The 25,867-nt window shown below is 63.6% G+C and carries 18 protein-coding genes, 1 tRNA gene and 2 pseudogenes; 7 read left to right on the forward strand and 14 right to left on the reverse strand.

The genetic code is table 11. From position 1 onward, the window contains the following. The first annotated feature begins 194 nt into the window (after positions 1 to 194). The 3 genes and pseudogenes from gltB to pyk all read left to right on the forward strand — a co-directional run bounded on the left by gltB (position 195) and on the right by pyk (position 7,838). Positions 195 to 4,807 (forward strand): annotated as a pseudogene (gltB, locus tag OUO20_RS05300) (glutamate synthase large subunit). Next, on the forward strand, positions 4,800 to 6,257 hold the full coding sequence (locus OUO20_RS05305; protein WP_056393678.1) for a glutamate synthase subunit beta: 1,458 nt from the start codon (positions 4,800 to 4,802) through the stop codon (positions 6,255 to 6,257). The pseudogene gltB and the gene OUO20_RS05305 overlap by 8 nt, the downstream one beginning before the upstream one ends. A gap of 91 nt (positions 6,258 to 6,348) precedes the next feature. Next, positions 6,349 to 7,838 (forward strand): annotated as a pseudogene (gene pyk / locus OUO20_RS05310) (pyruvate kinase). Positions 7,839 to 7,971: 133 nt separating this feature from the next. On the opposite strand, the gene OUO20_RS05315 reads toward pyk, so the two are convergent. Beyond that, positions 7,972 to 8,577 carry an ANTAR domain-containing response regulator gene (locus tag OUO20_RS05315; RefSeq protein WP_009358190.1) on the reverse strand — a complete coding sequence of 202 codons (606 nt, stop codon included), beginning with the start codon at positions 8,575 to 8,577 and terminating at the stop codon, positions 7,972 to 7,974. A gap of 201 nt (positions 8,578 to 8,778) precedes the next feature. On the opposite strand from OUO20_RS05315, the gene OUO20_RS05320 reads away from it, so the two are divergent. Further along, positions 8,779 to 8,860, forward strand: a tRNA-Leu gene (locus OUO20_RS05320). 161 nt (positions 8,861 to 9,021) lie between these two features. Here the strand turns inward: OUO20_RS05320 and OUO20_RS05325 are convergent. Genes OUO20_RS05325 through OUO20_RS05335 form a run of 3 tightly spaced genes read right to left on the reverse strand, consistent with a single transcriptional unit; the run spans position 9,022 to position 12,292 of the window. Next, positions 9,022 to 9,360: a nuclear transport factor 2 family protein gene (locus OUO20_RS05325; RefSeq protein WP_268002960.1), complete on the reverse strand. Its 339-nt coding sequence runs from the start codon at positions 9,358 to 9,360 to the stop codon at positions 9,022 to 9,024. Then, positions 9,357 to 10,736 carry an MFS transporter gene (locus OUO20_RS05330; RefSeq protein ID WP_268002961.1) on the reverse strand — a complete coding sequence of 460 codons (1,380 nt, stop codon included), beginning with the start codon at positions 10,734 to 10,736 and terminating at the stop codon, positions 9,357 to 9,359. Before OUO20_RS05330 ends, OUO20_RS05325 begins: the two co-directional genes overlap by 4 nt. A 20-nt stretch (positions 10,737 to 10,756) precedes the next feature. Next, positions 10,757 to 12,292, reverse strand: coding sequence for a carboxylesterase/lipase family protein (locus OUO20_RS05335; protein ID WP_268002962.1), 1,536 nt, complete (start codon positions 12,290 to 12,292; stop codon positions 10,757 to 10,759). Positions 12,293 to 12,448: 156 nt separating this feature from the next. Between OUO20_RS05335 and OUO20_RS05340 the strand changes: the two genes are divergently transcribed. Continuing rightward, positions 12,449 to 13,447, forward strand: a complete 999-nt coding sequence (locus OUO20_RS05340; protein WP_268002963.1) for an Lrp/AsnC family transcriptional regulator — start codon at positions 12,449 to 12,451, stop codon at positions 13,445 to 13,447. Between the two features lie 45 nt (positions 13,448 to 13,492). On the opposite strand, the gene OUO20_RS05345 is transcribed toward OUO20_RS05340, so the two are convergent. The 10 genes from OUO20_RS05345 to OUO20_RS05390 all read right to left on the reverse strand — a co-directional run bounded on the left by OUO20_RS05345 (position 13,493) and on the right by OUO20_RS05390 (position 23,226). Continuing rightward, positions 13,493 to 14,110, reverse strand: coding sequence for an MBL fold metallo-hydrolase (locus OUO20_RS05345; protein WP_268002964.1), 618 nt, complete (start codon positions 14,108 to 14,110; stop codon positions 13,493 to 13,495). Beyond that, complete coding sequence (locus tag OUO20_RS05350) at positions 14,110 to 15,195, reverse strand: S-(hydroxymethyl)mycothiol dehydrogenase (RefSeq protein ID WP_268002965.1); 1,086 nt, start codon at positions 15,193 to 15,195, stop codon at positions 14,110 to 14,112. The genes OUO20_RS05345 and OUO20_RS05350 overlap by 1 nt, the downstream gene beginning before the upstream one ends. Positions 15,196 to 15,240: 45 nt before the next feature. Next, positions 15,241 to 15,501: a hypothetical protein gene (locus OUO20_RS05355; protein ID WP_268002966.1), complete on the reverse strand. Its 261-nt coding sequence runs from the start codon at positions 15,499 to 15,501 to the stop codon at positions 15,241 to 15,243. Then, a complete protein-coding gene (locus OUO20_RS05360; protein WP_268003386.1) occupies positions 15,501 to 16,751 on the reverse strand; it encodes an IS256 family transposase in 1,251 nt (416 codons plus the stop codon). The genes OUO20_RS05355 and OUO20_RS05360 overlap by 1 nt, the downstream gene beginning before the upstream one ends. A 223-nt stretch (positions 16,752 to 16,974) precedes the next feature. Beyond that, positions 16,975 to 18,372 carry an aldehyde dehydrogenase family protein gene (locus tag OUO20_RS05365; RefSeq protein ID WP_268002967.1) on the reverse strand — a complete coding sequence of 466 codons (1,398 nt, stop codon included), beginning with the start codon at positions 18,370 to 18,372 and terminating at the stop codon, positions 16,975 to 16,977. A 52-nt stretch (positions 18,373 to 18,424) separates the two neighbouring features. After that, positions 18,425 to 19,765, reverse strand: a complete 1,341-nt coding sequence (locus OUO20_RS05370) for an aspartate aminotransferase family protein (protein ID WP_268002968.1) — start codon at positions 19,763 to 19,765, stop codon at positions 18,425 to 18,427. A gap of 95 nt (positions 19,766 to 19,860) precedes the next feature. Further along, positions 19,861 to 20,259 carry a GlcG/HbpS family heme-binding protein gene (locus OUO20_RS05375; protein WP_018771074.1) on the reverse strand — a complete coding sequence of 133 codons (399 nt, stop codon included), beginning with the start codon at positions 20,257 to 20,259 and terminating at the stop codon, positions 19,861 to 19,863. Between the two features lie 92 nt (positions 20,260 to 20,351). Continuing rightward, the gene (locus OUO20_RS05380) at positions 20,352 to 21,305 is read right to left on the reverse strand and encodes a phosphotransferase (protein WP_268002969.1); all 954 of its coding nucleotides are present in this window, start codon (positions 21,303 to 21,305) and stop codon (positions 20,352 to 20,354) included. A gap of 142 nt (positions 21,306 to 21,447) precedes the next feature. Next, the gene (solA, locus tag OUO20_RS05385; RefSeq protein WP_268002970.1) at positions 21,448 to 22,575 is read right to left on the reverse strand and encodes an N-methyl-L-tryptophan oxidase; all 1,128 of its coding nucleotides are present in this window, start codon (positions 22,573 to 22,575) and stop codon (positions 21,448 to 21,450) included. A gap of 36 nt (positions 22,576 to 22,611) precedes the next feature. Continuing rightward, complete coding sequence (locus OUO20_RS05390; protein ID WP_268002971.1) at positions 22,612 to 23,226, reverse strand: TetR/AcrR family transcriptional regulator; 615 nt, start codon at positions 23,224 to 23,226, stop codon at positions 22,612 to 22,614. Between the two features lie 217 nt (positions 23,227 to 23,443). Between OUO20_RS05390 and OUO20_RS05395 the strand changes: the two genes are divergently transcribed. Together OUO20_RS05395 and OUO20_RS05400 are read left to right on the forward strand one after the other, a co-directional pair. After that, a complete protein-coding gene (locus OUO20_RS05395; RefSeq protein WP_268002972.1) occupies positions 23,444 to 24,241 on the forward strand; it encodes a tyrosine-protein phosphatase in 798 nt (265 codons plus the stop codon). Between the two features lie 49 nt (positions 24,242 to 24,290). Next, complete coding sequence (locus tag OUO20_RS05400; RefSeq protein WP_268002973.1) at positions 24,291 to 25,742, forward strand: APC family permease; 1,452 nt, start codon at positions 24,291 to 24,293, stop codon at positions 25,740 to 25,742. Positions 25,743 to 25,867 lie beyond the last annotated feature (125 nt).

Raw genomic sequence — 25,867 nt, forward strand, 5'->3', positions numbered from 1 at the left:
GCACCGTCCGCCCAGCATGGATTTGCTGGCTGATGATGCCTCGGGCAGGGGCCTGCGTAACCGTTAGTTCAGCAGGCTGCGCTGACCTACAATTTCCAGTAATCAACACTTTGTTGTGCCCACCGCAGCGGCGCCGACGAGTGGGGCCAACGGTGTCCCTTCCATACGCACGATCAGGAGGAAGGACGTCTCCCATGACCCAAACTCTTCACACTCCCAGCTGGTCCGAACCGGACCAGCCTGAGACTGCAATGTCGCCGTTCAAGCGCTTCGCAGCCATGCCGGAGGCCGCCGGGCTCTACAACCCGGAACAGGAGAAGGACGCCTGCGGACTCGCGATCATCGCGACCCTGCGCGGCGAACCCGGGTATGACATTGTCGACGCCGCCCTGACCGCCCTGCGCAACCTGGAGCACCGCGGTGCCGTGGGTGCTGACGAGGGCACGGGCGACGGCGCGGGCCTGCTCATGCAGATCCCCGACGAGTTCTTCCGTGCGGTCACCGAGTTCGAGCTGCCCGCACCGGGCCAGTACGTCGCCGGTACCGCGTTCCTGCCTGCCGAGCAGCGCGAGGCCGACGCCGCCAAGGCAGGTATCGAGGGCCTGGCCGCCGATGAGGGCCTGAAGGTCCTCGGCTGGCGTGAAGTGCCGGTGGTCGCCGACCTCGTGGGCGCCATGGCCCGCGCCTGCATGCCCTACTTCTCCCAGCCCTTCCTGGCATCCGCCAACGGCGAGGAACTGGACCGCAACGAGCTCGACTCGCGCGCCTGGCGCATCCGCAAGCGTGCCCAGAACAAGTTCGGCGTGTACTTCCCCTCGCTGTCCTCGCGCACCATCGTCTATAAGGGCATGCTCACCACCGCCCAGCTGGAGCCGTTCTACCCGGACCTTTCGGACAAGCGGTTCAAGACCAAGCTGGCGATCGTGCACTCACGCTTCTCCACGAACACCTTCCCGTCCTGGCCGCTCGCCCAGCCGTTCCGGACCATTGCCCACAACGGTGAGATCAACACCGTCAAGGGCAACCGGAACTGGATGCGCGCCCGCCAGTCCCAGCTCGCCAACCCGCTGCTGGGCGACTCGCCGGAAGAGCTGTACCCCATCTGCACCCCCGGCGCCTCCGACTCCGCCTCGTTCGACGAGGTAGCGGAGCTGCTGTGGCTGTCCGGCCGGCCCATCACGCACTCGATCATGATGATGATCCCCGAGGCCTGGGAAAACCACGCCACCATGGATCCGGCCCGTCGCGCCTTCTACGAGTACCACTCCCTGCTGATGGAACCGTGGGACGGCCCCGCCGCCGTGTCCTTTACCGACGGCAACCTGGTGGGCGCAACCCTTGACCGCAACGGCCTGCGCCCCGGACGCTTCTGGATCACCGAAGACGGCCTGATCGTCTTCGCCTCCGAGGTGGGCGTGATCGACGTCGAACCCTCCAAGGTGGTCAAGAAGGGCCGCGTGTCCCCGGGCAAGATGTTCCTGGTGGACACCGAGGCCGGCCGCATCATCGATGACGAAGAGGTCAAAGCCGAAGTTGCCGCGGCCAACCCGTGGGCGGAGTGGGTCAAGGACAACCTGATCGACCTCAACGACCTGCCCGAGCGTGAGCACGTGGTGCACACTGCCGCGTCCGTGAACATCCGCCAGCGCACCTTCGGCTACACCACCGAGGAACTGAAGATCCTGCTCGGCCCGATGGCCCGCACCGGCGCCGAGCCGCTGGGCGCCATGGGTTCCGACACCCCCGTGGCCGTGCTGTCCAAGCGCCCCCGCCTGCTCTTCGACTACTTCGTGCAGTCCTTCGCGCAGGTCACCAACCCGCCGCTGGACGCCATCCGCGAGGAACTGGTCACGTCCCTGACCTGCGCCATCGGACCCAACGGCAACCTGCTGGACACCAAGCAGGTCCGCCAGCCCCAGGTCCAGCTGCCCTTCCCGGTGATCAACAACGACCAGCTCGCCAAGATCGCCAACATCGAGGACGCCGACGGCAACCGCGTGGCCATGAAGGTCCGCGGCCTGTACCGGCCCGAAGGCGGCGAGAACGCGCTCCGCGCCCGGCTCACCGAGATCTGCGAGCAGGTCTCCGGTGCCATCAACCGCGGCGTGCAGTACATCGTGCTGTCCGACCGTGACTCCAACGCCCAGTGGGCACCCATCCCGTCGCTGCTGCTGGTCAGCGCCGTGCACCACCACCTGCTGCGCAGCGCCAACCGCACCAAGACTGCCCTGGTGGTCGAGGCCGGCGATGTCCGCGAGACGCACCACGTGGCCGTGCTCATTGGTTACGGCGCGTCCGCCGTCAACCCGTACCTGGCGATGGAATCCGTGGAGCAGCTGATCGCTGCCGGCGACGTCACCGGTGTGACCCCGCAGGACGGCGTCTACAACCTGATCAAGGGCCTGGGCAAGGGCGTCCTGAAGATCATGTCCAAGATGGGCATCTCCACCGTGGCGTCCTACACCGGCGCCCAGACCTTCGAAGCCCTTGGCCTGGGCCAGGACCTGGTGGACGAGTTCTTTGCCGGCACGCACTCCCAGCTGGGCGGCGTGGGCCTGGACGTGATCGCGGCCGAAGTGTCCGCACGCCACCAGATGGCCTACCCCGAGGGCGGCATCGAGCAGCCGCACCGCCCCTGCTGGGCGGCGGCGAGTACCAGTGGCGCCGTGACGGCGAACCGCACCTGTTCAACCCGGAGACCGTGTTCCGGCTGCAGCACGCCACGCGTGAGCGCCGCTACGACATCTTCAAGGCCTACACCAAGGGCGTGGACGACCAGTCCACCAACCTGATGACCCTCCGCGGCCTGCTCAAGTTCAAGAACGACCGGCCGTCCGTGCCCCTTGAGGAAGTGGAGCCGGTCTCCAGCATCGTTAAGCGGTTCTCCACGGGAGCGATGAGCTACGGCTCCATCTCGCAGGAGGCCCACGAGACGCTGGCCATCGCCATGAACCAGCTGGGCGGCAAGTCCAACACCGGTGAAGGCGGCGAGGACGTGGATCGCCTGCTCGATCCCAAGCGCCGCTCTGCGGTCAAGCAGATCGCGTCCGGCCGTTTCGGCGTGACCAGCCTCTACCTGACCAACGCGGACGACATCCAGATCAAGATGGCCCAGGGTGCCAAGCCCGGCGAAGGCGGCCAGCTGATGGCGCAGAAGGTCTACCCCTGGGTGGCCCGGACACGGCACTCAACCCCCGGCGTGGGGCTGATCTCCCCGCCTCCGCACCACGACATCTACTCGATCGAGGACCTCGCGCAGCTCATCTACGATGCCAAGCGCGCCAACCCCTCGGCGAGGGTCCACGTGAAGCTGGTCTCGGAAGTCGGGATCGGCACCGTGGCGTCCGGCGTGACCAAGGCCAAGGCCGACGTCGTACTCGTTTCCGGGCACGACGGCGGTACCGGCGCCTCACCGCTGAACTCGCTCAAGCACGCCGGTGTCCCGTGGGAGCTCGGCCTGGCCGAAACCCAGCAGACGCTGATGCTCAACGGACTGCGCGACCGCGTGGTGGTGCAGGTGGATGGCCAGCTCAAGACCGGCCGCGACGTTGTGATCGCCGCGCTGCTGGGCGGCGAGGAGTTCGGCTTCGCCACCGCTCCGCTGGTGGTGGAAGGCTGCATCATGATGCGCGTCTGCCACCTGGACACCTGCCCCGTGGGTGTGGCCACGCAGAACCCCGAGCTGCGCGCCCGCTTCAGCGGCAAGCCGGAGTTCGTGGTCAACTTCTTCGAGTTCCTTGCCGAGGAAGTCCGCGAGATCCTGGCGGAGCTTGGCTTCCGCAGCCTCGAGGAGGCCATTGGCCACGCAGAGGTCCTGGACGCCCGCGAGGCGATCGACCACTGGAAGGCCGACGGCCTGGACCTGGACCCGATCCTGCACGGCCTGGAGTTCGACGACGACGCGCCGCTGCGCAACATGACCGGCCAGAACCATGAGCTGGACAAGCACTTCGACCAGCGGCTGATCACCATGGCCACGGAAGCGCTGACGGACCGCAGCCCGGTGAAGATCACCGTTGACGTCATCAACACCGACCGTTCGGTGGGCACCATGCTGGGCCACGTGGTCACCAAGACCTTCGGCACGGATGTGCTGGCCACGGACACGATCGACATCACGCTGAACGGCACCGCCGGCCAGTCGTTGGGTGCCTTCCTGCCTGCCGGCATCACCCTGCGGCTCTACGGCGACTCCAACGACTACGTGGGCAAGGGCCTCTCCGGCGGCCGGATCGTCGTCCGCCCGGACCGTACCAACGTGTTCAAGGCGGAGACCAACGTCATCGCCGGCAACGTCATCGGCTACGGCGCCACCAGCGGCGAGATGTTCCTGCGCGGCCAGGTGGGCGAACGCTTCCTGGTCCGCAACTCCGGTGCCACCGCCGTCGTCGAAGGCATTGGCGACCATGGCTGCGAGTACATGACCGGCGGCCAGACGCTGATCATCGGGCGCACCGGCCGCAACTTCGGTGCCGGCATGTCCGGCGGAACCGCCTACGTCCTGGACCTGGACACTGCCAAGGTCAACAAGGACGCCCTGCAGTCCGGCGAACTCCAGCTCCGCGAGCTGGACGCCGAAGACCGCGACATCGTCCACGGCCTGCTGGTCAAGCATGTGGAAGAAACTGACTCCCAGCTGGCGGCGCGTCTCCTCGAGAACTTCGATGACACCGCTGCCCGCATTACCAAGGTGCTGCCGCGCGACTACGCGGCTGTGCTGCAAACCCGTCTCGACGCCATCGAAGAGGGCCTTGACCCCGACGGCGAAGAAGTATGGTCTCGAATCCTGGAGGTGACCGGTGGCTGATCCACGCGGATTTCTGAAAGTACGCCAGCGTGAAACCCAGCCACGCCGTCCTGTTCCCGTCCGCATCATGGACTGGAAAGAGGTCTATGAGGCGCAGGAAAAAGGCACGCTGAAGGCCCAGGCCGGACGCTGCATGGACTGCGGCGTCCCGTTCTGCCACCAGGGCTGCCCGCTGGGCAACCTCATTCCCGAGTGGAACGACCTCATGTGGCGGGACAAGGGTGAGGAAGCGATCGAGCGCCTGCACGCCACGAACAACTTCCCCGAGTTCACCGGACGGCTCTGCCCGGCGCCGTGCGAGGCGTCCTGCGTGCTGGGAATCAACCAGCCCGCGGTCACCATCAAGCAGGTGGAAGTCTCGATCATCGACGAGGCCTGGGACAACGGCTGGGTCAACCCGCTGCCGCCCGCACGCCTGACCGGCAAGACCGTTGCGGTGGTTGGCTCCGGCCCGGCAGGACTCGCCGTCGCCCAGCAGCTCACCCGCGTGGGCCACACGGTTGCCGTCTATGAGCGGGACGACAAGATCGGCGGCCTGCTCCGCTACGGCATCCCCGACTTCAAGATGGAAAAGGAGCAGGTGGACCGCCGCGTCGAGCAGATGAAGGCCGAGGGCACCCGCTTCCGTACCGGCGTCTCCGTGGGGACCGACGTCACCTGGGAGCAGCTGCGCAGGCGCTACGACGCCGTCGTGGTCTGCACCGGCGCCACCGTTCCGCGTGACCTGCCCATCCCGGGCCGCGACCTGGACGGCATCCACTTCGCCATGGACTACCTGGTGCCGGCCAACCGTGCAGTCGCCGGGGAAACCATCGAGAACCAGATCAACGCCCACGGCAAGCATGTTGTCATCCTGGGTGGCGGCGACACCGGTGCTGACTGCCTGGGGACCGCGCACCGGCACGGCGCCGCCTCGGTGACCACCCTGGCGATTGGCAAGCAGCCGCCGTCGGAGCGTGCCAGCCACCAGCCGTGGCCGACGTTCCCCACCCTGTTCGAGGTGGCCAGCGCGCACGAGGAAGGCGGCGAACGCACCTACCTCGCGTCCACGGTCGAGTTCGTTGGCGAGAACGGCAAGCTGACCGGCGTGAAGGTGGCGGAGACCGAGTTCGTTGACGGCAAGCGCCTCCCCAAGGCCGGCACCGAGCGGATCATCCCGGCGGACCTGGTGTTCCTGTCCCTCGGCTTCACCGGTGCCGAGCCTGCCGGCATCACCGAACAGGTGCACGCCGAATTCGACGGCCGCGGCAACGTGGCCCGCGACGGCTACTACATGACCAACACCGAGGGCGTGTTTGTTGCCGGTGACGCCGGCCGCGGGCAGTCCCTGATCGTGTGGGCCATCGCCGAGGGACGTGCCGCCGCTGCCGCCGTTGACAAGTACCTGATGGGAAGCACGATCCTTCCCGCTCCCGTAGCACCGACGGACCGGGCCATCGCCGTCCTCTAGCCGCCGTCCTCTGGCCGCAGTCCCGCAGGATGCATCGAGGGTTCACCTCGCAGACAACTTAACCAATGCAAGAGACCAATAGGGTAGGTATATGAGACGCGCAAAAATTGTGGCTACGTTTGGCCCGGCAATTGCCAGCTACGAAAACACCCTCGCGGTGCTGGAAGCCGGCGTTGACGTCGCCCGCATGAACATGAGCCACGGCGACTACTCCGTGCATGACAACACCTACGAGAACGTCCGCAAGGCAGCATCCGACCTTGGCAAGGCCGTGGCCATCATGGCCGACCTGCAGGGCCCCAAGATCCGCCTGGGCCGTTTCGTCGACGGTCCGCACGCCCTGGCCGTGGGTGACGTCTTCACCATCACCACCGAAGACGTTCCCGGTACCCGGGAGATCTGCTCCACCACGCTGAAGAGCCTCACCGAGGACGTCAAGGTGGGCGATGCCCTGCTGATCGACGACGGCAAGGTGGCCCTGCGTGCCACGGCGGTGGACGACGTCAAGGTGGTCACCGAGGTGACCGTTGGCGGCATGGTGTCCAACAACAAGGGCATCAACCTTCCCGGCGTGGCCGTGAACGTGCCCGCGCTGAGCGAGAAGGACGAGGACGATCTCCGCTGGGCGCTGCGCCGCGGCGTTGACCTGGTGGCGCTGTCGTTCGTGCGTGACGCTACGGACATCGCCCGCGTCCACGAGATCATGGACGAGGAAGGCCGCCGCGTACCGGTCATCGCCAAGATCGAAAAGCCGCAGGCCGTTGAGCAGCTGCCCGAGATCATCGACGCCTTCGACGCCATCATGGTGGCCCGTGGCGACCTGGGCGTGGAGCTTCCGCTGGAGGAAGTGCCGATCGTGCAGAAGCGCGCCATTGAACTGGCACGCCGCTGGGCCAAGCCGGTCATCGTGGCCACCCAGGTCCTTGAGTCCATGATCGACAACCCGCGCCCCACCCGTGCAGAGGCTTCCGACTGCGCCAACGCCGTCCTGGACGGTGCTGACGCTGTCATGCTGTCCGGTGAGACCAGCGTGGGCAAGTACCCGATCGAGACGGTCAAGACCATGGCCCGGATCATCGAATCCACCGAGGTCCACGGCCTGGAGCGCGTCCCCCGCTGGGGACCAAGCCCAGGACCCGTGGTGGCGCCATCACCCGTGCCGCCGTCGAAATCGCCGACCAGCTGGACGCCAAGTACATCTGTGCGTTCACCCAGTCCGGTGACTCGGCCCGCCGGCTCTCCCGTCTGCGGCCCATCAAGCCGGTCTTCGCGTTCACCCCGGTGGAGCAGGTCTGGAACCAGATGGCGCTCACCTGGGGCATCCAGCCGGTACTGGTGCAGATGGTGGACCACACGGACGCCATGACCGCCCAGGTGGACCGCAGCCTTGAGGAAATGGGACTTGTGGAAGACGGTGACCTGGTGGTCATCGCCGCCGGTTCGCCTCCCGGAAAGGCCGGTTCCACCAACTCGCTGAAGGTGCACAAGGTAGGCGACCTGGCCGACTCCACCCGCGCCGGTGAAGTCAGCAGCAACAAGGAAAAGCTCGGCCCCTGGCCGGAAAAGAAGAAGAAGGCCTAGGCCTAGTCTTCAGACACAGCGAAGGACCCCTGCCGGTTGGCAGGGGTCCTTCGCTTTGGTGCTGTGCGCGTTAGGGGACTTTACGCGTGGGGGCCGGGCCGCCGTCGGAAACTCTTCGGGCCCGGCCGGCGCGTTAGTTGACCTGGTTGATGATGGTCTCTGCAACCTCGCGCATGCTAAGGCGGCGGTCCATCGAGGTCTTCTGGATCCAGCGGAAGGCTTCGGGTTCGGTCAGGCCCATCTTGGTGGTCAGCAGGCTCTTGGCGCGTTCCACGAGCTTGCGGGTGGCGAACTGCTCCTGCAGGTCGGACACCTCGCTCTCGAGGGCCTTGATTTCCTCGTGCCGGGAGAGTGCGATCTCCAGCGCCGGGATGAGGTCCGCGGGGGTGAAGGGCTTGACGACGTAGGCCATGGCGCCGGCGTCGCGGGCACGCTCCACCAGTTCCTTCTGGCTGAAGGCGGTCAGCAGCACCACGGGGGCGATACGGGCCTTGACGATCTTTTCGGCCGCAGAAATGCCGTCCATGACGGGCATTTTGACGTCCATGAGGACCAGGTCCGGCTTGAGTTCCTCGGCGAGTTGGACGGCCTTCTCGCCATTGTCCGCCTCACCCACGACATCGTAACCTTCGCCGCGCAGGATCTCGATGATGTCGAGGCGGATGAGGGTTTCATCCTCTGCCACAATGACGCGGCGCGCCGGCTGGGACGTGGGCTTGGACTCCGTCTGTTCAGTCACGGGATCTCCTTGAAAAGGTACGGCGGGACATCACTATCTTAGGTGCCACCGCTGCTGTACTTGGTTTGCAGGGTTTGTTTGCGGCGACGGCGGCGCGATTCTGGAATTCAGCCTATCTGCATGTAGAGTAATTCCGCGTACGTGAAGCGATCGCGTTGCTCACAGTCAGCTGTGAGCGTACTTTGGCTCCGCGTAATCCGCGCCCGAGTGGCGGAATTGGCAGACGCGCCGCACTCAAAATGCGGTATCGAAAGGTGTGTGGGTTCGAGTCCCACCTCGGGCACAGTGTTTCCGCAGGTCAGAGGCCTGTTTCCTCTTTGGGTGTTGACAAAGCTTGACAACATTTTGCCTTCAGGTGTAGCCCCTTCGCGCTGCCGCGATGACAGCGGCCAGTGCGACAAGGGACGACGGCGGGAATCCCGCCATCGTCCCTTGCGCTGGTTTTCAAGCCCGATAGGCCCACTGGCAGAGCAGCCGCCCGTCGTCATCGTACTTTTGGACGGCGAGTCCGGGGCCTTGGTAGCTCGTGCCGGCTAGAGGGTTGTGGTGGTCATAGGAGAAGGCGATCAACGGCCCATGCGATATGACCTCCTGAAAGCGGAAACGGGTTTGGCCAGCCCCTTCGCGGGCCAAAGCGCTGACTTCCTCCAGACCTCGGTATGTCCTGTCGAGATGGACGATGGTGTATTGAACATCGCCGTGGAAAGTGGCGACGAGGGGTTCCGGGTCCCCGTTGTTGTAGGCCGCCATTACGCTCCGGACTTTGTCGGCGAGGGTGCTCACGACTGGGCTCCTGCTTTCCCTTGTGGCGCCGGTTTCAGTGCGCTGTCGTGCCCTTCTTCGATGCGTTCGTGATTTGTTGGGGTGCGGGGGATGGCAAGGGCAGCGAATGCCCCGGCTACCGCGACGCCTGCGATGAAGAGGAGGGGAACGATGACGTTGCCGGTCCAGTCCTGGCCGAGGCCCATGACGTAGGGGCCAAGGAAAGACCCTATGGAGCCCACGGTATTGATCAGTGCGATGCCTGCGGCCGCCGCCGTCATGCCCTTGAGCTGGAGGTTGGTGACCGCCCAAATAACGGGGCCGGTTGCGGTGAAGAGTGCACTGGCGAGGGAGATACCGATGAGGGTGGGGGCCAGTTGGTCGCCGGTGGCCACACTGGCGACCAGTCCCAGTGCGGCCAGTACCATACCCGTGACCAGTACCCGCCGGTGCGCCTGGCTGCGGTCGCAATAGATGCCAAGGGCGATGGTGGCCACGACAGCGACTGCGAACGGGACGGAGGACAGATAGCCGATCGTCATTACATCCGTTACGCCGGTGTTTTTGATGATGGTGGGTATCCAGAAGACGACGGCGTAGATGCCTATGTAATTGGCTGCCAGGATGACGCCGAGGAGCCAGACCCGCTTGTTGGTGACGGCCATCTTGAACTGCGTTGTTGCTTTCTCACGCGCGCCGGCCGGGCCGAGGCTTACCGCAATGGCGGCCTTTTCCTCACTGGTGAGCCACGCGGCGTCCTTCGGTGTGCTAGCGACGGCAAAGTAGAAGATAATGCCAAGGAGGGCTGCCGGAATGCCCTGGATCACGAAGAGCCATTGCCAGCCTGCGATACCTGCGAGTCCCCCCAGGCTGGACATGACCCAGCCGGAGAGGGGGCCGACGAACATGCTTCCGATGGGTCCTGCGATAACCAGCAGTGCCAGGGCCTGGGCGAGGCGTTTGCGTGGGAACCACTGGGACAGGAAGTAGACCATGCCTGGGTAGAAGCCGGCCTCTGCGATACCCAGGAAGATCCGGGCAATGTAGAACTGTTCAGTGTTTTGGACGAAGCCGGTAGCGATGGTGACAACGCCCCAGGTGACCATGATGCGGGCGATCCACATTTTTGCGCCGACGCGTTCGAGGATCATGTTGCTGGGCACCTCAAAGAAGATATAGGCGAGGAAAAAGATGCCGGCGCCGAGGCCGTAGGCCGCTGCCGAGAGACCAATGTCGGCACTCATTTCGAGCTTTGCGAAGCCGATATTGACCCGGTCGATGATGGCCACGGCGTAACAGATGGAGGCCAGGGGCAGAATCCGCCAGGCGAGCTTCTTGTAGAGGGGCGTTGGCAGGTCCCCAGTGCCTTCTGAAGCTGTGTTGTGGATGTACGTCATTGTACGGACTCTTTCACTCGTCAGTGGGTTGTGTTGTGTGCTGGATGCAGGGCGGGGAATGTCCACCAGGTGTCGGGCTGCCACTCTGCCGATTCCCATGCCTGCCGTTGTTGCTGCCGGGGGTCCGGGACCACTGTTGGGGTGGTGTCCAGCAACATTGTCCACCGTTCTGTTCGCCGGTATTCCGGCCAGAAGGGCAGGTCCTGGCTTTCGGGTTTTCCGTGATGGATGAAGGTTGTCCACGCCTGCCGGATTCCTGATGCCAGAGTCTGTAACGCCGGTTCTGCCGCTTCGAGTCCGATGTCCCAGACGAAGGGAACGTCGGCGCCATGGAACCCCCACTTCTCCTTGGGGGCGCCGGGGCTTGGAGCATCGAAGCGGTAACGCCAGCAGGACGCGTGTTCGGACTGGCTGTCGAGCAGCCGAATGGTGGGGATGCCGTACCGTTCGTCGGCCAGCACGGCGCAGTGGAGGCGGCGCTCGTCCGCTTCTGGGAAGGCGCTCCGGTAATTGTCCAGCACTTGTTCTGCTTCGTCCCCGAAGATCTCCTGTAGGACGCGTGGTGACTGTTGCGATGCACACGGGTCGGCGAGGTCGTAGCTTCCGGCCTCGTTGGCTGTCACGCCGGCCATGATGTTGATCCCCCTGGCGCGGCCCTTGGCGAAGGCGTGGACCGGGCCCTCGGGAAGAATGAGTCCGTCTACGGTTGGGCGCCAGACCCAGGTTGCCCTGACGCCGGCGGCAATCTCCTGCTGTGCGGCGAGGATTGTCTCAACGGGCATCGTTAGGAGCTCCTTGGCATCCGCAGGGCTAAGGCCGAGGGTGCGAAGCAGTGCAGCGGTGACCTGCTCTGCGGTGTCGGGGGTGTTGAGGTGCTCGCCGCCACTTTGAATGATTCCGCGGTGGAACAGGCCCTCGGCCATCGGCGACGCCATCAGATTGACCACGCTTTTGGCGCCGGCGGAAACACCGGCGATGGTGATGCGTGAAGGGTCGCCCCCGAATGCGGCCACGTTGTCCCGGACCCATTTCAGTGCAGCGATCTGGTCCAGTAGGCCTGCATTCGCCGACGAGGCGTACTGGTCCCCGAGGAGGTGGTCCAGCTTGAGGAAGCCGAGCGCTCCCAACCGGTAGTTGATAGTGACGACAATGGTGCCTTCGAGTGCCAGGGCCGTCCCGTCCCCGATGAAGTTGGCTCCTGATCCCCAGGTGTATCCGCCGCCGTGGAACCAGACCAGAACCGGACAGGGCGAGTCCATCGGCTGCGTCGGAGCAGTGACGTTGAGGAAGAGGCAGTCCTCACCCATGGGCGAGTCATCGTCCGACGGCGTTGCCCCGCCAGGCGGCACGAGCTCGGCCGCGAGCACCTGCGGGGCACGCGTTGGAAACGTGGTCACGTCCAGAATGCCCTCCCACGGCTCTGCCGGCTGGGGAGCCTGCCACCGCAGGGCTCCGTTCGGGGGAGCGGCGTACCGTATCCCGCGCCAGCTGATGGTGCCATCGTTCGTGACCCCGCGAACTGCTCCCTGACGCGTCATTGCGACTGTGCCTGTCATTGCTTTTCCTTCACTAGGTATCGACTTCGTCAACAATCGTGTGCTGGGTCACGTGTTTCCGACAATGATTTCTGGATAAGTGGAAGAATCAGCCAAAAGTCTGGCGGAAAGTCTAGAGTTGGAGGTGACAAAGAAGTCGTAAAAAGGGAGCGGGAAATGGATGTGCTGGATGAGCTGGACCAGCGGATTGTCGGCGCCCTCCAGGTAGACGGGCGCGCCTCGTGGGCGAAAGTGGCCGCAGCATTAGGGGAGGCCGAACGGACGGTGGCGCGGAGGGGCTCCGAGCTCCTCCGGGACGGGCGGGTGCGGATACGCGCGTTGCCGAATCCGAGCCGCTTCAGGCATCTGGAACAGTTTGTGTTGAAGGTTGCCTGCAATCCGGGCTCAGCAGGAATAGCCGCTGCGGCCCTCGCGCGACGGCCGGAGACCTTGTACACCTACATCCTCACCGGTTCGGCGGATTGTGCGGCGGAGTTTTCCAGCCCTGCTTCCAAGTTTGCGGAGCTGCTCATCCGGGACATAGGGAGCATCCCGGGGGTGAGGTCGGCCGCCACGTATCCGGTCCTCAGCTATCCCAGGACCATGCATCAGTGGAATCCCGGCGTCCTGACGCCGGCGGAGATTGAGGCGATGGGCGGAACCCGGTACTCGGAGGCTCCCACCGCCCTGGAGCACGTGGAGCAATTGGGCAAAGAGGACCGGCAGATTCTCCGGGCACTGGAACGCGATGGCCGCGCCAGTTATGAGGAACTGGCGCGTATCACTGGGCTCTCAGTGCAGACCGCCCAGCGCAGGGTGGAGCGGATGCGGCGCGAGGGCACATTGTTCATCCGCGCGGTATTCGAGCCCGCGCTGCTCGGGTTGCCGGTGGAGGTTCTGCTGTGGGTCAAGGTGCCGTTCCCGGAACTGGACCGTGTGGAAGCGGAAATGCTTCCTTCCTCGTCAGTCCGGTATGCGGCGGTCCTCGCCGGTGACTTCCAGCTTGTTGTCGATGCCGTCTTTCCCAGCCGCGCAGCACTTTCTGCCTATCTGAAAGGGGCTGAGTGGGCCACGCGGGCGCAGGCCATCGAGCCGGCCGTGGTGGTAGACGCGCTGAAGCGCAGCGGAACGATGGCATTGTCCTTCGGCGAAGACCTCGGCGGGTACAGCTCCTGACAAATGGACCGTCGTTGCCGCTGCGGCAGCAGCGACTTTCAGGTTCTACGTCGATGTCGTGAGGGTCTCCTGCTCTGCGGCGATGGTGGTGTTGTCTCCGTGGCCGGTGCGGACCACGGTCTCCGCCGGCAGCGTCAGCAGCCGTTCGCGGATAGAGGCCAGGATGGTGGGGTAGTCGCTGTAGGACCGTCCCGTGGCACCCGGGCCGCCGTTGAACAGCGTGTCCCCGGTGAAGACTGTTCCTTCGCTTTCGAGGTAGAAGCAGGTGGACCCCGGCGAGTGGCCGGGCGTGTGGATGGCCTTCAGGGTGGCCCCTCCCACCTCGAATCCGTCACCGTCGGCGTGGTAGCTGTCCGGTTTGGCGTCGGGGTAGACCTGCTCCCACAGCACCAGGTCCTCCTGGTTCAGGAGGATCGGGGCGCCCAGCGCGCCAGCAACCTCACGGGCGGCACCGATGTGGTCGTTGTGCGCGTGGGTCAGCAGGATGGCCTTGACCTTCCGGCTCCGGACCTGGCTGATGATCGCAGCGGCGTCGTGGGGCGCATCGATGATGACGCATTCCTCGTCATTACCCACGATCCAGACGTTGTTGTCCACGTCCCAGGTGCCGCCGTCGAGCGAGAACGTGCCCGAGGTGACCCGGTTCTCAATGGTCACCGCCATCAGATTTCCACCACTGAACGCAGCACCTTGCCTTCGTGCATCTTGCCGAAAGCCTCCTCCACCTGGTCGATGGTGATGCGCTCGGACACGAACGCGTCCAGGTCCAGGTTGCCCTGCTTGTAGTGGGACACCAGCATGGGGAAGTCCCGGGAGGGCAGGCAGTCGCCGTACCAGGAGGACTTCAGGGAGCCGCCGCGGCCAAAGACGTCCAGCAGCGGCAGTTCCAGCGTCATCTCCGGCGTGGGAACGCCCACCAGGACCACGCGGCCAGCAAGGTCACGGGCGTAGAAGGCCTGCTTGTACGTTTCGGGACGGCCGACGGCGTCAATCACCACGTCCGCGCCGTGGCCTCCGGTGAGGGCGCGGATGGCTTCCACTGCGTCTTCCTGCCGGGAGTTCACGCCATGGGTGGCGCCGAGGGACTTGGCCATCCCGATCTTGTTGTCGTCGATGTCAACGGCGATGATCGTCGTCGCACCCGCCAGCTTCGCGCCGGCGATCGCGGCGATGCCCACACCGCCGCAGCCGATGACGGCCACGGACTCCCCGCGCTTGACCTCACCGGTGTTGATCGCGGCACCGATGCCAGCCATGATGCCGCAGCCCAGCAGCCCCACCGCGGCCGCATCGACATCCGGGTCAACCTTGGTGCACTGCCCGGCAGCGACCAGCGTCTTTTCCGCGAAGGCGCCGATGCCCAGGGCAGGAGAGAGGACCGTGCCGTCCTCAAGGGTCATTTTCTGGGTGGCGTTATGGGTGTTGAAACAGTACTGCGGCTGGCCCTTGGCGCACGCCCGGCACTCGCCACACACGGCACGCCAGTTCAGGATGACCCGGTCCCCGGGTACGACAGACGTCACGTCCGGGCCCACGGCGCTGACCACACCCGTAGCCTCATGGCCCAGCAGGTACGGGAAATCATCGCCGATGCCGCCCTGCTTGTAGTGCAGGTCCGTGTGGCAGACACCGCAGGTCAGGATCTCCACCAGCGCCTCCCCCGGGCCCGGATCCGGCACCAGGATGGTCTCCAGCGACACCGGCGCGTTCTTCTCCCGGACAACGACAGCTTGAACTTTATGAACCATGAATGTGTACTTTCGTTTGCGTTCTTGATATTGAACCGGGGCGGATCAGACGTCTTTAGTGTCGAGACGCCAGATTCTGTGGGTCCCGACGCTGAGAAGCTGGCGGTCACCACTGGAGATTCTGCGGACCCAGATCACGCCTATCTCTGCTGCTGTTTCTTCTACTTGGAGCCCGTCTTGGTAGAAGAGGTCTTCTGAGACGGCAACCCTGTCGCCGGCCCGGAGCCTGGACCAGTCCTCTACCTCAACTGCAAGGGTGTGGCGGGACTGTCCGATAAACGGTGTGTGGGTCCGGCCGGTTTTCATTAGTTAGTGGTTCTTTCGAACCGGCCCGCGAAGGTAATCGCGAACGCGTTCAGTGCAGGCTTCCACCTCATGACCCAGCGTGCCCGACCGCCGCCGGTCGGATCAAGAGACCTGGTTACCAGATACAGGCATTTCAGGGCGGCGGCCTCGTTTGGAAAGTGCCCACGGGCCCTCACAGCCCTGCGGTAGCGGGCGTTGATCGACTCGATTGCGTTCGTCGTGCAGATCACCCGCCGGATCTCAACGTCGTACTCCAGGAACGGCACGAACTCGGCCCACGAGGCTTCCCAGAGCCGGACGATGGCCGGATATCGCTGGCCCCACTCGGCGGTGAACTCGGCGAACCGGTCCTTCGCCGCTTGCTCGGACGGGGCGGTGTAGACGGGCTTGAGGGCCTTGACGATGCCGTCGCGGTGCTGGCGTCCGGCGTAGCGGAAGCTGTTGCGGATCAGGTGCACGATGCATTGCTGCACGACCGTTCGCTCCCACGTGGTCGTGATCGCCTCCGGCAGGCCCTTGAGCCCGTCACAGACGGCGATCAACACATCCTCGACACCGCGGTTCTTCAGCTCCGCGAACACCTGGAGCCAGAACCGTGCACCCTCGCCGCCGTCGCCGGCCCAGATCCCCAGAATCTTCCGCTCCCCGTTCACGGTGACGCCCATAACGACATAGAACGGGGTGTTGCGCACCTGCCCGTCACGGACCTTGACGACGATCGCGTCCACGAAGAGCACCGGATAGACCGGATCCAAAGGCCGGGCCGACCATTCCGCGAGTTCGCCAACAACCTTTTCTGTGATGCGGCTGATGGTGTCTTTGGAGACCTTGGCCCCGTAGACCTCCTCGAAGTGCGCGGCGATTTCCCCGGTGGTCAATCCCCGGGCGGAGAGCGAGAGCACGATCTGGTCGATCCCGTCCAAGCGCCGTTTCCGCTTGGGCACGATCACCGGCTCGAACGAGCCGTCCCGATCCCGGGGCACCTCAATCTCAACCGGGCCGATCTCAGTAAGCACGGTCTTGGACCTGGTGCCGTTGCGCATGTTGGCTGCGATCGGCGTCTGGCCATGCTCGTGCCCGAGGTGCTCGGTCAGCTCGGCTTCCAGCGCGGTCTCCAGCACGTTCCGCGTGAGCTGGTTCAGCAGCCCGCCCGGGCCTACCAAGCTCACGCCCTGCTCCTTAGCCTGCGCGAGCAACCGCTCCGCGAGCTCCTTCTGATCAATGATCTCTCCCGTCACAGGATCGATCATCACCCCTGTCATCTCGGTCGTGGACTCTGACACGGCCGTCTCCTTTCGGATCAGGCCGGACCCTCACACACCGTTTTTCTTACAGTCCCGGTGTGGCGGTTCAAGTAATCCTCCGCAATGTCGATTGGCACTACCGGTCGCTGTATCAGGCAAGCGCCCTCAGCCTTGGTCTTCCGCGGTGGGGGCACCGCCTGCGGCGGTGCCCCCACCCGTCAGTGGTGTTTCAGCCGTTGATTACCTGGGGGACGCCGAGGTGTTTAAGTCCTTCGACGCCGAATTCGAGGCCGTAGCCGGATTGTTTTGCGCCGCCGAAAGGGATGCGGGGGTCGACGGCGCCGTGTTTGTTGATCCATACGGTGCCTGCTTGGATTCGGGCGGCGACGTTGCGGGCTGTTGCAGGGTCTGAGGACCAGACGGATGCGCCGAGGCCGACGTCGAGTGCGTTGGCCTTCTCGACTGCTTCGTCGATGGTGCTGTAGCGGATGATGGGCAGGGCGGGTCCGAATTGTTCTTCGGCGACGAGCGGGTTGTCGTTGTCGATGTCGGCCACGAGGGTGGTGGGGTAGAAGTAGCCGGGCTGGTCAGTATCCGGGTTTCCGCCGAGGAGGACGCGGGCCCCGGAGGCTTTGGCGGCCTCGACCAGGTTCGCGACGATTTCGTACTGTGCCTTGTTCTGCAGCGGCCCCAGGACGTTGTTTTCGTCCAGGCCGTTACCCATTGGCATGGCCTTGGCCACATGGGTGAGCTCCTCGCAGACGGCGTCGTAGATGTCGTCGTGGACGTAGAGGCGTTTCAGGGCGGCGCAGGTTTGGCCGGTGTTGATGAAGGCGCCCCAGAACAGGCCTTCGGCGATGGCCTTCGGGTCGGCGTCGGGCAGGACGATGCCGGCGTCGTTTCCTCCCAGTTCCAGAGTGAGCCGCTTGACGGTGTCCGCGGAGGACTTGATGATTGCCTTGCCCGTTGCGGTGGAGCCGGTGAACATGATCTTCCCGATGGCAGGGTGCGAGGCGAGGGCTTCGCCTACATCGCGTCCGCCGGAGACTACGGTGAGGAGCCCTTCGGGGAGGGCTTCGTTGATGGTTTCAACGAGGGCAATCACGCTGAGCGGGGTGTATTCGGAGGGTTTGACCACCACGGCGTTGCCCATTCTCAGCGCGGGGGCGACCTGCCAGACGGTGATCATCATGGGCCAGTTCCACGGCCCGATGGCCCCGACGACGCCGATGGGCCGGTAATGCAGTTCGGCGCGGGTTTCACCGTCATCGACCAGGGTTTCTGCTTCGAGCGGTGTCCCGGCGGCAGCGCGAAGCCAGGCCGCGCAGGCACCGACTTCGAAGCGGGCGTTGGGGCCGTTCAGCGGTTTGCCCTGCTCGCGGGAGAGCAGCTGGGCGAGTTCTTCCGCGCGCGCTTCGACGGCGTCGGCGGCCTTCAACAGGGCAGCGGACCGTGCCTCGTGGCCGAGCGCGGCCCACGCCGGTTGGGCGGCGACTGCCACGTCGATGGCGTGCTGAAGGTCCGCGACCGTATGCACCGGGGCTTCTCCAACGGGTTGCCCGGTGGCGGGATTGAAGATGGTCCGGGCAGCAACGGAGCCCTCGGTCAGGACGGGTGTGGTGTTCATGGCATTCTCCTCATTGAGTGGTTAGTTGTTGTTCCGCGTGAATCCGGGATGGTCACCATTGGTTTTGATCAGCCGGGCCGTCGAGTGTTTCCAGTGCCAGACGGAGTTGCTCGATCATGTGTTGGGCGTGCTGGAGTTCGAAGACGAGCGGTGGCCTCATTTTGAGGACGTTTTCGTGGCGACCGATCTTTCCGATGAGAACGCCGCGGGAACGCATCTCTTCTGTGAGTGCCTTGGTGGCGGCGGGGTCCGGCGTCGCATCGTCGGGATTGACGATTTCCAGGCCAAAGAAGAGGCCCCGGCCGCGTACGTTCTTGATCCGGGGGTTGCCCTTAGTAAGGGCTGCGAGTTCGTCCGCGATGAACTTGCCGAGTTGGTGTGCATTTTCAACAAGCCCGTTCTCTTCCATGACCTGGAGTACAGCAAGGCCTGCTGCTGATGAAACGGGGTTTCCAGCAAATGTGTTGAAGTAGGTGTTGTTTTCCCCGAATTCCTCCATCAGTGCGTGCGTGGTGATGACTCCACCTACGGGGTGGCCGTTGCCCATCGGCTTGCCAAGTGTCACCAGATCAGGGGTGGTGCCGAAAGCCTGGTGGCCCCACATGTGGTTGCCGGTTCGTCCGAAGCCTGACTGGACCTCGTCCGCGATGATCAGTCCGCCGGCGGCATGGACCCGGTCGGTGATCGCCTCGATGTAGCCGTCGGGGGTCTGCAGGAGTCCCTCGGTTGAGAACAGCGGGTCATACAGGATGGCTGAGACGCCGTAGCCTTCGGCCTGGAGCGAGGAGATGGCTGCGTCGACGTCGCGCAGCGCTTCCTGGAGGAGGCGCTTTCGTTTAGCCGGTGTCAGCCCTGCTGCGTCCGGAATACGAATGGGGCGTACGTGGGCGCCGAGGGGTTCTCTGACCTGGAGGCCGGTGGTCAGTTCGGCAAGGGTCATGGTGTTGCCGTGGTAGCTGTGGTCCGAAATAAGGATGCCGGTGTTGCCGGTGTGTTGCCGTGCGATTCGCAGCGCGAGCTCGTTTGCTTCTGATCCGCTGTTGGTGAAGAACACCCGCTCCAAGGGGGAATCGAAGAGCGCCAGCAGCTTTTCGGCGTACTCAACGACGCGGGAGTTGAGGTACCTCGTGTGGAGGTTGACGGTCTGCAGCTGGGCTGTGATTGCTTCGCGGACGACGGGGTTGGAGTGTCCGACGTGGGGAACGTTGTTGTAGACGTCCAAGTAGGTATTGCCGGCTTTGTCGTGGACCCACACGCCTTCGCCGGCCACTATTTCCAGGGGAGTGGCATAGAACAGCGGGGAGTGGCGGCCGATGGTGCGTTCGCGGCGGTCAATGAGGCTTTCCTGGAGGAGTGCGTCGGGTGCCGGTTCTGTGGCTGTTTCGAGTGTCATTGCTGTCCTTGGCCGTTGGTGCGGATTTGAGTCCGGAACATGAGTCTGTGCGTGTTGCCGGGGTCGGACGGTCGATGGCCGGCCCCGGCAACCGGTTAGAGGGCTTGGGCGCCGGCAGTAGCGACCAGGTGGTCGTTTTCCACGGTGCTGCCGCTGACACCGATGGCGCCGATGGTGACCCCGTCTTTGGTCAGTGGGATGCCTCCGGGAAAGGTGATCAGGCCGCCATTGGATACCTCGATGTTGAATAGCGGTCCGCCGGGCTGCGAGATGGAGCCGATGTCTCCGGTGGGCATGTCGAAGTAACGGGCCGTGCGTGCCTTTTTGATGGCGATGTCGATACTGCCGAGCCACGCACCGTCCATGCGGGTGAAGGCCTTGAGGTTTCCGCCGGCGTCTACAACGGCAATGTTCATCAGGGTTTCCGAGGCCAGGGCTGCCTCTCGTGCCGCTTCAACTATCTTGTGTGCTTCTTGCTGTGTGATGTCGTTCATCTGTTGCTCCGAAATCTTTTCCTGTTTATGGGCGTAGTTGTATCGACTGGTGTAGAGCCAGCCTTGGTTGGGCGCTAACGCGCGGCGGGGTGTTAGACGAGAGCTGCTGGTTTTGCGGCTGCCTTTATGAGGTCGAGGAAGTCAGGGGCTGTTATTTCGGTGATCAGCCCTTCCCAACAGGTACGCAGTTCCCCTGCGTAGTCGGCGTCGTCGTTGGGCGCAGCGTTGCCCATTGCGGTGATCCACAGTCCACTGTTGGACCAATGAGCCACCGCCATGAAGAGCCTGGCGCGGGCGATTTTTACTGGGTCAGTGTTGCCGAAGTAGGCCTCGAAGAGTGCCTGTGCCTTCTCTTTACCGAATCCGTTTTGCGCTGCAATAAATCCAATCTCGTAGCACGGGTCCGAGTTGCCGGCGAGGTCCCAGTCGATAATGTTGTAGGTCATCGAGGAGGTGTCCTTGATGATGTTTGCATCCCAAATGTCCAGATGGCAGGGAACAAACTGGGACGGATCCAGGGCCAGGACGGTCTCCAGGCGGTCCATCAGGGCCTGGATGGCTGACGTTCCTGGCGGCAGCTCGAGACCTTGTCGTCTGGCGGCCTCCATCCTTTGTCGGGCCAGGTTGAAGGGGTTGATGTCGTTGAGGAACCGGCGGCCGGAGTGATGAAGCTGGTGAAGGGCAGGGACGAGTCGGGTGACGGAGTCATCGTCGTCGCTTAGCCTCGGGTGGCCTCCCGGAACAAAGTCGAGAGCCAGCGCCAAGGGTTCGTTTGAGACTGTTATGACGGGCGCGCCCACGCCGATCTCGGCGGCAATTCTCGTGTTTTCCAGAACCACGTGGGCGGCGGGCAGAACTCCTACCGTTTCCCAGTAGTTGTTCCAGAGCTTGACGACGCAACGACGGGAACCGTCCTCGACGAGGTAGTTCTTATGGGCCTGGCCGCCGGAGAGGGAATGTGCGGTGACGTGACCGCCAGCCCAGTCGGGGTTCGTCGAAAGCACCGCCTCAATGCTGGTGATTTCGGTATCAGGGACGATGGTCATTAGGATTGGATGTCCTTCGATGTTCGAATGCAGGTGCACTGTGTTGGGGTCGGAGGTTGTCCTGGCTGCACTGTTCGCACTGTTTCACGAGCTCCCACAAGCTCTGTAACGGTGCGGCCAGGACATCTGCCGGTGTCACTGTTTACGCCTTTGCTACGGCGAAGCGTGAAGGCAGGAACAGATTTGTTTCGGGGCGGGAAATGCCGTCGACATGATCGGCCAGCATTTCACCAACAACCGCTGCATAGCGGAACCCGCGGCCCATGTCTCCGGTGCCGATGACGACACTGGACGACTCCGGGTGTCCACCGATAACCCAATGGCCGTCCTCCACCTCAGACCACATGCATACGGTGGTCGATACCGGGCTGGTGTCGATGTCCGGGAGCCTGGCGCTGAGGACTTCCTGGATCCGTTCGAGGTCTCCGGGCCTGAGGTCTTGACTGAGGTCCTCGGGATCGATCCAGTTTCCCTTCCCGGGGACAGAGAACTTCCATTCACCGTTAGGCTCGGAGCAACCGTAAGCAGGTGCCTCGTCCGATCCTGGGGGCTTGGCGAAGTAGATGGCCGGCTTCGGTGGCCCGTCCTGGCGGAAATTGGCCAGCACCTGACGGTCGACCTTGTAGGGCAGATCCAGTTGCATCAAATGGTTGGCGCGGGCACCCACGGTGACGACGACCTTGTCGGCCGAGTAGTTACCCTGATCGGTGCTCACGACGATGCCCGAAGCGCTTTCATCCCAGCCTTGAACCGCTTCTCCCGTGCGCAGGGTTGCGCCGAGCCGGCGAGCCTCCGACTGCAGGGCCGTGATGGCGGGGTGGACGAGGGCAACGGTGCCGTTTGGCTCCCATACGGCGACTTCGTCGTCTTTAATCGTGGCCCAAGGGAACCGCTTCCGTGCCGCCGACGCATTGAGGGCATCGTACTCAAAATCGGACGCGTTCAGGGATGCCACCGTTTTGTCGAACCACATTGATCCGGGTTCGCCGACGAACACAGTTCCCGAACGTTCCAACAGCCGGGTCCCGGTTTTCGCGGCCAACTCGTCCCACAACTCAAAGGTCCGCTTTGTGAAGGTGGTGTACTGGGCTCCTGCACTGCTGGATTGCCGGGCCAGCCGTGTGGCGCCTCCGTGTGAGCCGTGCATGTGCGGCGGTGCGAACTTATCCAGGCCGAGCACGGACTTGCCGCGGGCTGCCAAGTGCCACGCCGCCGATGAGCCCCAAGGGCCCAGTCCAATGACGATGACGTCGTAGTGTTGTGTTGACACAAATTCCTCCGTTAGTGGTTTCGGACCCTTGGCGGGTCAAACAGTGGCTCGTACTAGAAGTCCGTCCATGAGCAACCGGATAGCCGCGACCGCTGGCCCGGCGTTCGCCGGCTCACGTGCTGCAGCAGCCCCGGCAGCGCGGATCGCCCCGGTTATCGTTGCGGCCAACGCCTCTGTCGGTGCGTCCTCCGGCAAGGTGCCGCTGTCCTTGGCATCCTTCAGATCCCGCGCAATGAGCTCTTCGAAAGAGCGGGAAGTCGAGCCCATGACGTCCGATAGTGCTGACACCAGGTCCGGTCCCATGACCCCGTAGAACCTGCCCTTGGGCTCCTTGGTCGCCTCCACCAGTGCGGTAGCCAGCGCCGTGATTCTTGCGCCGGGGTCCGTGAGGGGATCCCTCAGGCTGATGCCCCGTACGTACACTGCGTCGGCGATCCGCAGATACACCTCGCGAACAATTTCGTCCCTTCCGCCGGGGAAGTGGGCATAAATGGTCCCCCTTGAAATACCCGCCTGCTGGCTAAGAACCTCGAGTGCGGTAGAGGCGTACCCCTCCGAACTCAGCAGCTCAGCTGCGGTGTCGAGAATGTCGCCGCGGGTTCTCATGCGGTTGCGCTCTCGAAGGGAGAGGGGCTTGGTGGAGGCGCTCATTTCTGGTCCTTCGTGTGGGGTGCTGGTGATCTGCTTCACATGATTGCACATCAGATCCTAAAAGCGAACAGTCTGTGCAAACTTTGAAGAAAGGGAACGCGGTTCTCCGATGCGGTTGGGAACATTGAACACTATGCCTAAGTTTTGAACCAGTCATGCAACAAATATTTAACTTGTTCTATTGCAGTACGAAACATTCAGTGTTTACCTTTTATGTATGAAACAGGTCACACCAGGCTTGGCTGGCCCTAACTCCCTTGAGGGCGTCCGGAACTTCCGAAGCCTCGGGGGACTGCCAGCGCACGGAGGATCCCGTGTGGCTGAAGGCCTGGTGTACAGGAGTGGACACTTCGGATACTCGACAGCCCTGGACCGTAAGATGCTGGAGGCGGCACGCCTGCACTTCATGGATCTGCGAAGTCCCTGGGAATCCGAAACCGAAGACCGTTGCGTGCCTGCGCTAACGGCCGTACAAACGCCACTACAGGCTCAAGACGGCAGGGACGCGGGCCTGTGGTCTGCGATTCGCGAAGGCCGCGTTGGCGGGCTCCACAGGACGCTGACGGCTGCGGAGGCTGAAGAGGCAATGCACCGGCTCTATGCCCGTGACATAGCAGGCAATCCATCGGTATTTGCCAATTTCCTTCAGTCATTGGCTCGAGTTGAGCTGCCTGTCGTCGTCCACTGCTCGGCAGGGAAGGACAGAACCGGATGGGCAATAGCCATCCTTTTGACCATCCTGGGAGTACCTGAAACCGCAATCCTGGAAGACTACGTTCAGAGTTCGTTACCGGAGAACCAATACCTCATCAGAGACTCCGCAGGCAGCGTCGCCCCCATCGACAGGCACCTGCGAACAGTCATCACGCCCTTGCTGGAAGCGCGGCAAGGGTACCTCGAAGCCGCATGGCACAGCGTGGAGCACACCTGGGGATCACGTCACTCCTACTTGGAAGACGGACTCGGCATCACTCCGGCGCTCACAAACAAACTCAAGGCACGGCTCCTCGTCTGAGGAAGCCCGACCACGGCTAAGGCCATTATCTGCCCGAAAGAGAAAACCCATGATTGATAATGTCAGCGAGTTGCCGGCAACGACGCCGTCCAGCGCACCTGTCCAACCGCAAGCCGGCCACCTTCGCTCAAATAGACTCGGCGTCTTCGCCATCGCCTTCTTCGTCATCGCAGCGGCGGCCCCCATGGCGGCCGTCGTCGGCACCGGTCCCGTTGTCTTTGCGGCGGTTGGACCCGCAGCCCCCTTGATCTACGCGATTGCCGCCCTGCTCATCGCCCTCTTCGCCGTCGGATACCTGCGCATGAGCAGGCATGTCACCAACGCCGGCGGCTTCGTCGCCTACATCGCTAAAGGCCTTGGTACACCCTGGGCCACCGCAGGAGCTGGTCTGGCGCTGCTGATGTACCTCAGCCTGCAGGTCGGGCTGTGGTCACAGTTCGGCGTCTTCGCCGGGCAGTTGCTGGAGAGCATCACGGGACTCTCCGTGCCTCCGCTCATCTGGATAGTCGCGTTGCTGGTAATCACCACGGCACTCACTATGCGGGGCGTCGACACGAGCATCCGACTCTTGGCCGTGCTCATCATCGGCGAAACCCTCGTCGTGGCTGCTCTGGTCATTGTGCTCGTTGCCAGCAAGGGGCCCGGAGTCTTCACATTCTCCGGCTTCACCGCTGAGAACCTCTTCAGCCCGGGCCTGGGCATTGCATTGCTGTTCGCCTTCCTCTGCTTCACCAGCTTCGAAGCAACCGTGGTGTTCTCGGAAGAAGCAATCAACCCCCGCAAGACCATCCCGCGGGCACTCTACGCCGTGATCGCCTTCGTCGGAATTTTTTACACGCTCTCCATCTGGGTTATCGGAGGGGCCATCGGGGTGGACAACATCCAACAGGCGGCAACGGATGACCCTGCAGGATTCATCTTCAACCTCGCCTCCGAAAGCGGAGGGAGCGTCTTGAGCATGGCAATGCAGGTCCTCGTCGTGACCAGTTACCTCGCCATGCTGCTGGGCCTGATGAACATGTTCGCCCGTTACCTTTTCGCCCTCAGCCGTGCCGGAGTCCTGCCGGCGAGGCTGGCCGCCGTTTCGAAGGATGGGAGTCCCGCGGTCGCGGCCCTGTCCAACGGTGTGGCCGTCGGCATTGTTGTGGTGACTTTCCTGGTCCTCGGCGCTGACCCACTGACCGTCGTGTTCGCCTGGTTCAGCGCCTTGGCTACGGCGGCCTTCATCACCATCCTCATCGTGGCGTCCGTATCCATCGTCGTGTTCTTCGTCCGGACCAAGGACAACACCAGTATCTGGGCGACGAAGATCGCCCCTACTCTCTCCACGCTGATCCTCTCCTACATCGGCTACGTGACGATCGAGAACTACGACGCCCTCATTGGGCCTGACAACGCCGCCGCAAAATGGCTGCTGATCCTTATACCTTTGGCGATCCTTGGCGGCCTGGTGTTCGGCAGGAGCAAGCGCGACATCGACTACGCCAAAGAAGTTATCTGACGCGGAATACCCTGCTGCCGCCCTGCGGCTGGCAGCAGGGTATTCGCCATCGTCCAGGTGTCGATGTCTCGGCACTGAAAGCCGTCAGGGTGGCGCAACAGAGGTCCGCCGCACGGTTTATTAAC

Origin of the sequence: Arthrobacter sp. FX8 (assembly GCF_026723805.1) — a bacterium.
Classification (GTDB): Bacteria; Actinomycetota; Actinomycetes; order Actinomycetales; family Micrococcaceae; genus Arthrobacter.